Raw genomic sequence first — 12,753 nt, forward strand, 5'->3', positions numbered from 1 at the left:
ATAGAATTTATATTTCATTACTCTGTTCAGGGAAAATTGTGGCTGGCGATGCTGTAATGTCAGTCTGGCCTGGCGTCGCGAAGGCCATCGACGCGTTGGCGCTGATCGACTCGTTGGCGCTGAGGGAGGCTATGGAAGGAGGTATCGCGGGATGGATGCCGGCGATAACCCTGCCGAGAGGGGCACTCACGGCAGGGTTGTGGCAAAAAATCAGTGCAGCGCGGGCCAGTAACCTTCGTTGGCGACGATCAGCTCATCGAGAATCGCTTTCGCCACCGCGGCGCTGGGCACCGTTTTTGACAGGGTGATGGCCTGCCACAGTTTCTGGTAGCTTTTCTCAATCCAGGCGTCAACGACCAGCTTCTCCACCGCCACCTGCTGCTCCATCAGTCCTTTCTGGAACGAAGGGATTTTTCCCATCGCCAGCGGTTCCGGGCCGTTGACGCCCACCAGGCAGGGGACTTCCACCATCGCTGTCTCGTCAAAGTTGGCGATCGCCCCGTTGTTTTCCACGATCAACAGCATCCGCTCCTGGGTGTTAAAGGCGATGGCGCAGGCGAGGTCGACGATGAAGGTGGCATGGGCCCCGGCATGGAAATGCGCGCCTTCCGCGGTGCCGCGACGAGTGATCTCCCGGGCCATATCGAAGACCTCTTTTTCACGTCCGGCCATCACTTCGTTAGCCCGCGTAAAGTCCGGGTCAGAGTGGGCTACCTCGTAGTCAGGATAGAGGTAGTATTTCAGATAAGTGTTAGGCAACGTCAGGGGATCGAGGGCAAACACATCCTTCACTTTTTTAAAGGTTTCGATCCAGCTCGGCGCTTTATGCTGAAAATCATCTTTTGGGCTACTGTAACCCTGCTCCGCCACGTGACGCTTGAGCGCAGGCATCAGATCGTTACCGGCTTTATCGGTGATGCTGGTCCACCAGCCAAAATGATTCAGGCCATAGTAGCGGACGTTCAGCGCCTTACGCGACGGCAGACCGAGGATATCGGCAAACAGCCCCTCGATGGCCACCGGCATATCGCAGATGTTGATGATGCGCGCGTCGGGCCGCAGGCGACGGGTCGCTTCCGCGACGATGGCCGCCGGGTTGGAGTAGTTAAGCATCCACGCCCCCGGGGCATACTGCTGCATATAATCGACCAGCTCCAGCACGCCGGCAATCGAGCGCATACCGTAGGCGATCCCTCCCGGTCCACAAGTTTCCTGACCCAGCACGCCATATTTCAGCGGGATTTTTTCATCCTTTTCCCGCATCTCATACAGGCCAACGCGAATATGCGCCATCACAAAATCCACGTCGGTGAAGGCCGCCTGCGGATCGGTGGTATAGCTGAATTTTACCTGCGGGAAGCGTTCCGCCACCAGAATGGCGCAGGCGTCGCCGATGGTCTTCTGACGCTCGTAATGGTTATCGTACAGACGGATCTCCCGCAGGGGAAAGCGCGCCATATTTTCCAGCAGCATCATGACAATCCCCGGCGTATAGGTACTACCGCCGCCGGCAATCGTGACCACAAAGTTATCTTTCATTTACCACCTCGTTATTCAGTTACACCCAGACTGGCGTTGACCGCCGTTCGAATTTTGTTAACCCCCAGGCCGTAGATCACCTGAACATGATTACCTTTAATCAGCACGCTGCTCCCGCCGCTCTCTTTTAACAGCGTCTGCTGGATGAGTGCGGGGTCGCGCACATCGACCCGCAGGCGGGTAAAACAGTTTTCCACCGCACAAACATTTTCTTTGCCGCCCAACCCCGCAATCACCATCGCACCTTTGTCTGACTCGCCATTTGCCGGATCCGTCTGTTGGGAACGCACCGCATCGGAAGCGGCTTCGCGCCCCGGGGTAAGCATTCGCAGGCGGTTAATACAGAAGGTGCCGACCAGGTACATGGTGGCGGTCTCCAGCAGCCCGAGGGCGACAAACACCGGCCAGCGCGTCACGCTGGCGCCGGCGGGCAGGTTATAGACGACAAAATCGATAAGACCGTTGGTGGCGCAGACCCGCACGTGAAGCAGCCAGGCCAGCATCTGGAAAAAACCGTCCAGCAGGGAGTAGATAAGCCACAGCAGCGGGGCGGTGAAGATGAAGAGAAACTCAAAAGGTTCGGTGATCCCCACCAGCACGGAGGTGACAATTAAGGGGATCAGCGTGACTTTGAGCCGCTGTTTATTCTCCGGTTTCGCCGTGCGATAGAAAGCGAGCGCCATACCGGCGGTGCCGAAAATCTTCACCATCCCATAGGTCAAAAACCGGGCGGAATCAGTGAGCGCGTCAACGGGATGACGGGCGATTTCGGCGAGAAAAATAGGCTTGGCGCCAATGACGGTCTGGCCATCAATCAGCAACTGACCGCCGATAGAGGTAAAGACGAACGGCGACCAGATCAAATGATGCAGCCCGGTGGGGATCAGGAACCGGTTGAGAAAGCCGTACAGGAAGACCCCGATGGCGCCAAAGGATTTCATAAAGCCGGTCAGCGCCGAGATACCCAGCTCCACCACCGGCCAGAGATAGACGGTGGCGATAGCAAACAGGCCCACCAGCGGCAGCATCACGATCAGCACCAGCTTGCTGTTGCCGTAGATCGACAGCGCGCCGCGAAACTCAATGCCAACCACGCGATTGTGAACAAAGGCGACGGCGCAGCCAAGGATAATACCGAGGAACACGCCCATATCGATGACCTGAAAACCGAAGATATAGGTTTGTCCGCTGCCATATAGTTGCGCGTTGGTGGCTCCGGTCGCCAGACGATGGGTCAGGGTCAGCCAGCTGTTGTTCGCCGCCAGATAGACCAGCCAGGTCATGGCCGCCACGAAAGCGGCTTCGGCTTTGCGGGTTTTCGCCAGACCGCTGGCCAGTCCGAGGCAGAACAGAAACCCGAGATTGTTCATCAGCGCCCAGAGCATGCTGGAGACGAATTTCCCCAACAGATAGATCCCGCTGCTTTCATCCACCCACAGCCGGTTGGTGGTCATGCTGAACAGGGCGATCAACAGGCCGATAGCCGGCAGATACAGCACCGGCCCGATCATCGCCTTGGAAAAGTCCTGAAGCTTTTTCACGCCAATCATGGTTGTCCTCTCGTCTTCATCGCCCGCTGTCATCACCTGATCAATAGGCTTATCAGACTAGGAGCAGACCACCGGGATCCCGAGCAGGAAAAAGGCCATCTGTGACGAAAGTCATATATATTGTTGCAGGAGAGATATATAAATATAGCCATTTTTATAGATGAGTTAACGCTGCTTATGGCGCGTGAAAATTAATTTTTATGAATAAATACAATGCATTAAATGCAGCTGCATTTGACGTCATTCCTCTCGGTGAGACATCTAAAAGTGATTTATAAAAAGATTGCCACAGAACTGAAGGCCCGCATCAACAGCGACGACTATGCCGTCGGCGATATGCTGCCCAGCGAAAAAGCGCTGGCTGCGGAGCTGCAGGTCTCGGTGATGACGCTGCGCAAAGCGCTGGCGCTACTCGAGGAGGAAAAGCTGATCGCCCGGCGGCACGGCAGCGGAACCTGCATTGTGCGTAAAAGTAACTATCATGGCGGAGAGCTGGAGGGATTTAACTACCAGATGCAGGTGGTGGGGGTCACCAACTACCGCAATAAGGTTATTGAGTTCACCTTGCTTGACGCCCCGCCGGCCATTGCCCAGCAGTTAAAGATCCAGCCGGGAGAAAAAGTCTACTACGTCAGGCGGCTGCGGCTGATTGATGAGGTCCCGATCCTGGTGGAGAACAGCTACATTCCCTACGCCGCTTTTCCGTGGCTCAGCGTGGGTAACCTTGAGCAGTCTAAGTTCAACTATTTCAAAAAAGAGTGCCATATCACCATTATTGAGAGCCACCGCAGCTATACCCCGGTGCTGGCGACCCGCGAGCAGGCGGAGCTGCTGCAGGTGGCGCCTAACAGCCTCCTGCTACGGGTGCAGTCTGTCAGCTACGCCCAGAACCGGGCGATCGTTGATTTCTCAGAGATCTACCAGAACACCAGTAAATACAATGTGAAGCACATTACCCGCCGCTAGGATGATTCCGCCAGCAACCCCCGGAGGACAAGCTCCAGCCCCAGCGCCAGCAGGAACAACAGAAAGCCCTGACGAAAGCGCTCCGGGCTGAGACGCGAGCGGATCCGCTGTCCCAGCCACATGCCGAGCAGCGCGGGCGCCAGCGCCAGCGCCGACAGTAGCAGCGAATCTGCGTGCCAGCCAGCGTGCAGAGAGAGGCCGGCCGCCATCGCCAGAGTGGACAGGGTGAACGACAATCCCAGGGCCTGGACCAGCTCGTCGCGACGAAAGCCCAGCGCCTGCAGCCAGGGCACCGCCGGAATAACAAATACCCCGGTCGCCCCGGTGATCACTCCGGTCAGTCCGCCCATCAGCGGCGACAGGCGCTTTTCCATGCGTGCAGAAACCTGCACCGCCGGACCACGGAGCGCGTATCCGGCATAAGCTATCAGCACGGCGCCCAACGCTAGCGCCGACCACCGCGGGTTAAGATGGATGAGCAGTGACGATCCCGCCAGCGTGCCAATAATCATCCCGGTCATCATTAACCAGAGGCGACGCGCAATCTGCGCCAGCGCGGGGCCGGCCAGCAGCTGCCAGAGATTGGTCAACAGCGAGGGGAGCACCAGCAAGGCCGCCGCGGCCGGTGGCGGCATCAGCAGGCCAAGCAGGCCCATCGCCACGGTGGGCAGCCCCATACCGGTCACCCCTTTGACCAGGCCGGCGGCGATAAAAATCAGCAGTAAACAGAGAGTGTGGAGATCAAACATCATGGCTCACCTATCGGCTCAGAGAAGGGCATTGAAACAGCTGGTCGCGGGGGGGACAATGCGGTATGTTGCCCAAAGGCTACGGTAAAACCGAAGGGAAGGAGGGCGTCATGCGACTGGATCTCGCCGATCTGCGGCTGTTTATCGCCATCGTGGATACCGGCAGCATTACCGGCGGAGCGGCGGCGGCCCATCTGGCACTGGCCTCCGCCAGCGAAAGGCTGCGCAAAATGGAGGCGGAGGTCGGTGTGCCGCTGCTGCACCGTCATGCCCGGGGAGTGACAACGACCGAGGCCGGGGAGGTGCTGGCACGCCATGCTCGTCCGTTGTTAGAGCAGCAGCGGCGTCTGCGCCAGGCGATGCACGCCTTCGCCCGCGGTCAGCAGGGAACGCTGCGCCTGTTTGCCAATACCTCGGCGCTGTCGGCTTTTCTGCCGGGCAAACTCGCCGCGTGGATGGCTGCGCATCCTGGGATACAGATCGACACCGAAGAGCGCACCAGCGCGGATATTGTCAGCAGCATTCTGGCGGGCTTAGCGCAGGCCGGGGTGGTGTCCGATGCGGTCGATCCCGGGCCGTTGCGTCTGGAGCCCGTCGCGGAGGATCCCCTGGTGCTGATCGTGCCGCCGGCCCATGCCTTGAGTGAAACAGCCGAAGTGGCTTTCGCGACGATTATCCATGAGCCGCTGGTCGCGCTCTATCAGACCAGCGCACTGCAGCAGCATATCGAAGAGCAGGCCGCCGGGCTCGGCCAGGCGCTGAACGTCCGCATCAGGATGAGCCATTTTGAAGGGCTTTGCGAGATGGTGGCTCACGGTGCCGGCGGGGCGATCCTGCCGCGGGTTATTGCCGAACGCTACCAGCTGCGCTACCGGTTCACCGTTATCACATTGCAGGATCGCTGGGCGCTGCGTCGGCTGTGCCTGTGCTATCAGGATGACGACCGCCTGTCGCCAGCAATGCGCCGCTTGCTGGAGTGGCTCCGCCAGCCCTGAGCCGCTATAAACATGGCCATGACGTAGTGACAGTGTCACTTTTTATGGCGGTTATTGCTACTGACTTCCGTGCCAGAGATGCGATAGTAGACGTCCGCCATTTATTAATACGCGAATCAGGACAGACAAGATGAGTACATTACCAAAGGTCGCGGTGCTGGGACTCGGCGCCATGGGACACGCTTTTGCCAGCAATCTACTGAAGAAGGGCTTTACCGTCGCGGGCTGGAACCGTTCGCCAGCGCGCGGCGAGGATTTACAGGCGCAGGGATTATCTCTGCACGCCACGCCGCAGCAGGCGGTGGCCGATGCTGAGGTGATCATCAGTATGCTCGCCGACGGTCAGGCTACCCTGGAGGTACTGGCGCAAATTGCGCCTGCCTGTCAGCCGCAGGCGATCTATTGCCAGATGGGCACCATTGGCCTGCCGGAGACCCAGCAGGCTATCGCCTTGCTGCGGGAGCTTCAGCCGGCGATGACCTTCGTCGATGCTCCGGTTTCAGGGACCAAAGCCCCGGCGGAGAAGGCGCAGATCCTGGTGCTCGCCAGCGGGGAGCGTGAAAAATGTGGCGCGGCGGAGCAGGTATTTGCCGCTATCTCACGTGGGACGCAGTGGTTTGGTGAGGCGGGCAACAGCCAGAAAATGAAGCTGGTCCTCAATGCCTGGCTGATTTCGATGATGCAGGGCATCGCGGAAAGCGCTCAGCTGGCGAAGACGCTGGGCTTTACTCCCGACCAGCTGTGGAGCGCCCTGGAAGGCGGCCCGCTGGCCGCACCGTATGTCAAAGTCAAACTGGACGCCATCGCCAATGAGCAATTCGTGCCGCAGATGCAGCTGGCGCATGCGCTGAAAGATGCCCGGCTGGCGCTTTCCCTGGCCGAGCCGCACGCCATGCCGGGGCTGGATAACATCGCCGAACTGTGGCAGCAGGCGGCGGACGCAGGATATGCCGGGCAGGATTTGTCCTCGATATATCAGTGGCTGTCGGCGTCGGCGAAAGCGTAGTACCGCATCCTCAGGAAAAAGTGGCCGTGGTTGCCACTTATCCAGAGAAGAGTTATTTCCCGGAGAGAGCCGGGCGAGTGTCGATCCCTTCGTCAATGCGCTTGATCATATAGGGAAAAAACGGATTGGAAGACTGGCGCATCAGCGAGTCCAGGCCCACTACCAGCACAGAACGCTCGCCGCGAGCTGCAAACGTGCCGAGGCTGATCCCGTATTGATTCAGCGGATGGGGATAGCGTCCGTACAGCGAATCGCTCAAGGGGAAGGGAAGCGCGACATGAGAAAGCGAATACACGTCCGGTAAATAATGCAGTCCCTGTAGCTTCTCCACCGTAGTGTCTGTTTTCCCGGCAGGTGTTGTTCGGATCTCCATCTCTGTACTGGCGGAATTGGCGTTAGTGATGATCGTGGTTTGATAAGCTCGCGGCGCTGCGGGCAGCAACCGCGCCAGCGCGGTGTAAGACGTCCGGCGTAATAATGAATTAAACCTGACCGCATGATTTAAATCGAACAGAACAATTTCACTGCCATTATCCGGCAAGCGGTTATACAGCGCCGTCACGATCGCCCGCGTACTGACCGTTGAATCCATGACGGACTGAAAGGTCAATACCGGCGGTAAGCTGTTAAGTTTCTGATTCCTCGCGTCAGCCACTATCTGCTTTTGCAGCGCTTTGGTCAGCAGGAAGGACTGCCGGGCGGCGTTCGTCGGGAAGGAGTTATATTTAAACGGATTAAATTCGGGCATGATGTTTAACCATGCGGCTTTCGAGAAGGCGGGGAGAAACGCGGGCCAGCCCGCGAGGCCGGAAAAACGCGCGAAGCTAGTAATGCCGATCATCGGAGAAATCAGGATCACCCGCTGGGGTTTTGCCAGTTCGGCATTATCCAGCGCGTCCAGCGAATACTTCATTGCCAGCGCGCCGCCGTTGGAAAATCCGACGATATGCAGGGGCGCATCTTTACCCGTCAGTCGTTTCGCTTCTCTCACCGCCAGGCGCGTGGCGGCCAGCCAGTCCTGCCAGTCCACGTCGGTCAGCCCGGCGGGAACCGTCCCATGGCCCGGTAATCTGATACCGATGGCGACATAACCCTGGTGGCGGTAATTTTCGGCGATATGCCGCAGGCTGTAGGGGGTATCTGTCAGACCATGCAGCAACACCACAGCACCTTGCGGTTTACCATCCGGCATCATGATGTATGACCGATTCCAGTTGGTGGGAAACGAGTCCGGATAGATGGGGCTGTGGCTGTAGTAACGATTCAGTTCGGTTTGCTGCTCAGCGTCCAGCTTATCGGTAATCTGGCGTTTTACCTCACTGAAGAGCGCATTCTCTTTTTTGATGTAATCGTTCCAGTCAGCATTGTCGATTTCATCCGCGTCCATCTCATGCGGAACCCAGGTATGCCAGAGCTGCAGATCGGGCCCGCGCTGAATGTCATAAAGGCGTAGTCCCAGAGCGCCAACGATCAACAGCAGCAGGGACAACACGATACGTTTTAACCAGGTTAGCCATTTCAATGCGTAGCTTCCTTTCTTAATGACATGTTTTCTGAGTATAAATAAACATGGTCAGGGAGATTGACTTTTTATTAGGTTTCCTGTTACCCAGGCGTTGCAGCAGCAGGTGAGCAAGTTCTTTGACTTGTAGCGAATAACCTGGCAACCCCCTGAGACGAGGATACGACGGCACGCCACTCATTTTTCACAAGTCTCGCCTGAGGACGTCATTCTCAGGTGTAACAACAGGCTTAACGATGCAGGTAAAACGGTCAGTGTAACCAGCGTGGCAATCAGTAGCCCCCCAATAATCGCATAGGCCATCGGTCCCCAGAATACCTGATGGGAGATGGGGATCATCCCCAGAATGGCGGCACAGGCAGTCAGGCAGATGGGGCGCGCACGATGCTCTGCGGCCGCAATAATGGCGGCATCGCTTGCCATCCCCTGAGCAAGATTGCTGTCAACCTCGCTAATTAGTATGACGGCGTTACGAATGATCATGCCAGCGAGCGCAATCACGCCAAGCAGAGCGACAAATCCCATCGGTGTTCCGCCAGGTAACATAGCCAGTACGATACCCGGTAAACCAAACGGGGCCATCAGTATAGCCAACGCCATACGGGAATAGTTGCGCAACTGGAGCATCAACAGCAAGAGCATGATGACCATTGTCACCGGCAGAACCGCATAGACCGAACTATTACCTTTTTCCGATTCAGCAACCGCGCCTCCTTCTTCAATGCTGTAGCCTTCAGGCAGTTCCGCGCGCAACCTGTCTACCGCTGGTCGCAACGCTGCGGATACTGCTTCGGCGCGAAGTCCCGGTGCGAGGTCAGTTTGCACGGTGATGAAAGGCAAACGCTGTCGACGCCAGATCACCGGATCATCCACGCCCCAGACTGGTGTGGCAAAGGCGCTGAGGGGGATTTGTTTACCGTCATTCCCCTGAATAGTCAGCGAAGAGAAGGTGGCGAGGTTAAGACGCTCATTGTCCCTGGCCCGGAGCACTACATCGACAAGGCGGTCATTTTCGCGAACCGACGTGACTATACTGCCGGACCAGACGGTATTGAGCATCCGGGCCAGACTTTCTGACGACACACCCGCAGCCCGGGCGGCGGTCTGATTGACCTTGAGGGTCATGACTCTCTCCGGCTCGCCTGCCGTCTGATTAACCTCGCGGGAAGAGGGAGACCGACCAATGACATCACTCAGGCGATTCGCGATCGACCTGACCTTCAGATAGTCAGGCCCACTCACCCGATATTTGACTGGCCACCCGACCGGGGGCCCAAGTTCCAGGGGCGATACGCGCGTAATGATGTCGCTAAAGCGCGTAGCCAGTATCCTGTTTAACTGTCGATGAAGACGATCCCGCGCTTTAAGATCTTTAGCCACCACCACCATCTGGGCGATATTTTCATTTGCCAGAAGCACATCCATAGGCAGGTAAAAACGGATCGCTCCCGACCCAACGTATGTCGAAAAGCGCTCAACGTTGCGGTTGCCTGCCAGGGCCTTCTCCAGCTTTTCAACCCTATTTTGCGCTTCCGACTGCGAGGCATTTGCCGGTAGCGTCAGGCTTACCAGCAATTCTGGCCTGTCGGAGGCGGGGAAAAACTCCCCCTGCATAAAGGTTGTTCCGTATACGGACAGACCAAGCACAATGAGGGCAATACACACGGTGGCGAAGCGGTGACGCAACGCCTTGCGCAGTAGCCACTGGTATCCGCGGGCCATCCATCCAGGACCTTTCGCCTTCTGTCTGATGTTGTCAGATAACAGCCACGTGCCGGTTAACGGTGAAAACAGGATCGCGACAACCCATGAGCACAGCAGGGCGATGAGCACCACGGCAAACAGGGAAAAGCAATATTCACCGGCGCTGGACGCAGCAAATCCCACGGGAATAAACCCGGCAATCATCACAAGGGTGCCCGTCAGCATCGGAAATGCGGTCGTTTTAAAAGCCCGGGTAGCCGCCTGCCGGCGGGAATCCCCGGCTTCCAGACCAGAGACCATGGTTTCCACGGTGATCATGGCGTCATCGACCAGCAGGCCCAGCGCGATAATCAATGCGCCGAGAGAAATACGCTGCAGACCTATTCCTGCCAGCATCATTCCCGTAAAGGTCATGGCCAGAACCAGGGGGATGGCCGCAGCCACGACCAGTCCAGCTCGTAAACCCAGTGAGACAAACGAAACGGCCAGGACGATCGCCACGGCTTCGATAAGCACCCGGATAAACCCGCTTACGGCGTCGCTGACCACCGCTGATTGATCGGCAACCTTGACCATCTCAATACCGTGCGGCAGCGTGACGCTGATGGCATGCATTTTTGCATTCAGCGCGGCGCCGAAACGCAGCATATTACCCGTCGGCGCCATCGAGATAGCCAGCCCGATGGCGGGTTTGCCGTTGACCCGATAAACCGGTTGGGGAGGCTCGCCGTTTTCCCGGCTAACGGTGGCAATATCCGTCAGAGGAAGGTAACGATCGTTAATATGCAGCGTGACGGCACGTAAGCTCGCTTCAGATGTCAGCTCCCCGCTGACCTTTATCGCCATATTTTCCTGTCCGGTGCGGATTATACCTGCCGGGACAACCGCATTTTGTGCTCTGAGGGCATCCGCTACCTGCTGGATGTTCAGCCCCATACCTGCCAGACGCGCTGGAGAAAAAGAGAGGACTATCTGTTCCTGCTGCTCACCCAGCAGAGTGGTTTTTCCGATATCCGGTAACGACATGAGTTCCCGGCGAATGGTCTCAACTTGGTCCCGGACCTCCCGCAGGGTATAGCCCTCAGGTATAAAGCCATAAATCGTACCGAACGTGTCATCAAACTCGTCGTCGACGGCGGGGCCCTGAACGCCTTCTGGCAACGACGGGGCAATGTCCTGCATTTTCTTGCGTACCTGATACCAGATATCCGGCACCTTTTCCGGCGGGGTATCGTCACGAAGATTGACATAAATAACGGTTCTCCCGGCACGGGATTCACTTTCGAGATAATCAAGCCAGGGGGTTTCCTGCAGCTTTTTTTCCAGCGTATCGGTCAGCAGTCGGGTGGTATCCGTTACGGATGCCCCGGGCCATTGCGCGGAAACGACAGCCGTTTTAATCGTAAACGCCGGATCTTCATTACGTGGCAGCTTCTCATAACAGAACGCGCCCATAGCAATGATCAGTAGCATGAAAAAACTGACCATCTGTTGATTATTTAGCGCCCAGGCGGAGAGGTTAACTTTCTCATTCAATACTGGTTTCATGATTCGCACTCCCCGGCAATCACCGGCTCGCCGGAGCGTAATTTACTCACGCCGGCGGTAATTACCCGGTCGCCTGGTTCAAGGCCGCCGGAGATAATGACCGAGGTGGCGGTATAGTATGCTGGCACCACCACGCGAAGCTGTGCCTGCGACTGCGGATTAATTACATAAACTGCCGGTTTGTCGCCGACGCGGCTCAGCGCTGAAGCGGGAAGGGCGTATCCATGCGGGCCGGTTGCGGGTAACGTGACGGTGACGCTGGCGCCCAACGCCATTGCCAGCGGCGGGTTTTGCAGAGTAGCCCTGACGCGCCATGTGCGGGTCTGAGGATCGGCCTGCGGGCTGATATCTCTTAGCGCGGCGGACGCTTGCACCGACGGGTCGCTGAGGAGGGACACTCGCAAGCCAGCCTGTTCCTGTGGCGGGATCGCATCGGGTTTCGCGATATCAAACACCACATCGCGGGCTTCGCCGGTCGCCAGCGTCAACACCGACTGCCCCCCACTGACAACCTGACCCGCAGAGGCGCTTACTTCGGTGATCATGCCGCTTTGCGGCGCAATCAGACGCGTCCAGCCAAGATTTTCCCGGGCATTACGTAACGCGGACTCGCTGTTTTTTAAACGCGCGCGGGCGACAAGCCAGTCCGCGCGGGCGTTATCGAGCTGCGTGCGGGCAATCGCGCCAGTTGGCATAAGCTTTTGCATTCGGCTGACGTTAAGTGCAGCAACCTGAGCAGAGGCTTTGGCTCCTTCATAGTCAGCCTGTGCGCCATCGAGCTGATTCTGACTGGTTGTATTTTCAAGCGTGGCCAGCAGTTGCCCTGCATTCACCCGGTCGCCAATATCGACGCTACGCGTCACTATCCGGCCGCCGGTGCGAAAGCTAAGAATCGTTTCATCGTGCGCATGGATCTCTCCGGTTCTTTCCAGGGCGGGAAGGGTTTGCGCTGAGCCAACGACAACGTAGCGTACCGTTCGAACAGGAACAGTCTTATTACCATGGTTGTCCCCGCATCCGGGCAACAGAAAAATCACCACCGAAAGAATGGTCAGGGGAAGAAAGTGCAGCCAGGAAAGGGTGCGCGCCACGTCGTACAAATGGTGCAGACTGTGGCGGAGGGAGAGTAAAAATTCATCTGACATAACGCCGCTCCATAAAGGTTATGGCGTTA

The 12,753-nt window shown here is 57.5% G+C and carries 9 protein-coding genes; 3 read left to right on the forward strand and 6 right to left on the reverse strand.

The window, feature by feature from the left end; genetic code table 11:
- Nucleotides 1-210: 210 nt before the first annotated feature.
- Together ABLU73_RS16395 and ABLU73_RS16400 are read right to left on the reverse strand one after the other, a co-directional pair.
- Nucleotides 211-1,539, reverse strand: a complete 1,329-nt coding sequence (locus ABLU73_RS16395) for a 6-phospho-alpha-glucosidase (protein ID WP_264924076.1) — start codon at nt 1,537-1,539, stop codon at nt 211-213.
- An 11-nt stretch (nt 1,540-1,550) separates the two neighbouring features.
- Nucleotides 1,551-3,089 (reverse strand): PTS transporter subunit EIIC, encoded by a 1,539-nt coding sequence (locus ABLU73_RS16400; RefSeq protein WP_348850296.1) that lies wholly within the window; start codon nt 3,087-3,089, stop codon nt 1,551-1,553.
- A 267-nt stretch (nt 3,090-3,356) separates the two neighbouring features.
- Here ABLU73_RS16400 and ABLU73_RS16405 point away from each other — a divergent pair, with 267 nt between their 5' ends.
- Nucleotides 3,357-4,055 carry a UTRA domain-containing protein gene (locus ABLU73_RS16405; RefSeq protein WP_004205898.1) on the forward strand — a complete coding sequence of 233 codons (699 nt, stop codon included), beginning with the start codon at nt 3,357-3,359 and terminating at the stop codon, nt 4,053-4,055.
- Here the strand turns inward: ABLU73_RS16405 and ABLU73_RS16410 are convergent.
- A complete protein-coding gene (locus tag ABLU73_RS16410) occupies nt 4,052-4,804 on the reverse strand; it encodes a sulfite exporter TauE/SafE family protein (RefSeq protein WP_099441820.1) in 753 nt (250 codons plus the stop codon). The two genes, ABLU73_RS16405 and ABLU73_RS16410, sit on opposite strands and share 4 nt — an antisense overlap.
- 110 nt (nt 4,805-4,914) lie before the next feature.
- Between ABLU73_RS16410 and ABLU73_RS16415 the strand changes: the two genes are divergently transcribed.
- Complete coding sequence (locus tag ABLU73_RS16415) at nt 4,915-5,799, forward strand: LysR family transcriptional regulator (protein ID WP_032456043.1); 885 nt, start codon at nt 4,915-4,917, stop codon at nt 5,797-5,799.
- A 130-nt stretch (nt 5,800-5,929) separates the two neighbouring features.
- Nucleotides 5,930-6,805: an NAD(P)-dependent oxidoreductase gene (locus tag ABLU73_RS16420; protein WP_153668860.1), complete on the forward strand. Its 876-nt coding sequence runs from the start codon at nt 5,930-5,932 to the stop codon at nt 6,803-6,805.
- A 52-nt stretch (nt 6,806-6,857) separates the two neighbouring features.
- Here the strand turns inward: ABLU73_RS16420 and ABLU73_RS16425 are convergent, their stop codons facing one another.
- From ABLU73_RS16425 to ABLU73_RS16435, 3 genes are all read right to left on the reverse strand, one after another.
- Complete coding sequence (locus tag ABLU73_RS16425; protein WP_153668858.1) at nt 6,858-8,327, reverse strand: alpha/beta hydrolase; 1,470 nt, start codon at nt 8,325-8,327, stop codon at nt 6,858-6,860.
- 177 nt (nt 8,328-8,504) lie between these two features.
- Nucleotides 8,505-11,579, reverse strand: a complete 3,075-nt coding sequence (locus ABLU73_RS16430; protein WP_180405887.1) for an efflux RND transporter permease subunit — start codon at nt 11,577-11,579, stop codon at nt 8,505-8,507.
- Complete coding sequence (locus tag ABLU73_RS16435) at nt 11,576-12,724, reverse strand: efflux RND transporter periplasmic adaptor subunit (RefSeq protein WP_043519563.1); 1,149 nt, start codon at nt 12,722-12,724, stop codon at nt 11,576-11,578. The genes ABLU73_RS16430 and ABLU73_RS16435 overlap by 4 nt, the downstream gene beginning before the upstream one ends.
- Nucleotides 12,725-12,753 lie beyond the last annotated feature (29 nt).

Origin of the sequence: Klebsiella sp. GG_Kp175 (genome assembly GCF_040062325.1) — a bacterium.
In the GTDB taxonomy this organism is placed as follows: domain Bacteria; phylum Pseudomonadota; class Gammaproteobacteria; order Enterobacterales; family Enterobacteriaceae; genus Klebsiella; species Klebsiella quasipneumoniae.

Coding starts and splice junctions, on each gene's coding strand:
- ABLU73_RS16395 (WP_264924076.1), bottom strand. CDS start 1,539: ATGAAAGATAACTTTGTGGTCACGATTGCCGGCGGCGGTAGTACCTAT.
- ABLU73_RS16400 (WP_348850296.1), bottom strand. CDS start 3,089: ATGATTGGCGTGAAAAAGCTTCAGGACTTTTCCAAGGCGATGATCGGG.
- ABLU73_RS16410 (WP_099441820.1), bottom strand. CDS start 4,804: ATGTTTGATCTCCACACTCTCTGTTTACTGCTGATTTTTATCGCCGCC.
- ABLU73_RS16415 (WP_032456043.1), top strand. CDS start 4,915: ATGCGACTGGATCTCGCCGATCTGCGGCTGTTTATCGCCATCGTGGAT.
- ABLU73_RS16420 (WP_153668860.1), top strand. CDS start 5,930: ATGAGTACATTACCAAAGGTCGCGGTGCTGGGACTCGGCGCCATGGGA.
- ABLU73_RS16430 (WP_180405887.1), bottom strand. CDS start 11,579: ATGAAACCAGTATTGAATGAGAAAGTTAACCTCTCCGCCTGGGCGCTA.
- ABLU73_RS16435 (WP_043519563.1), bottom strand. CDS start 12,724: ATGTCAGATGAATTTTTACTCTCCCTCCGCCACAGTCTGCACCATTTG.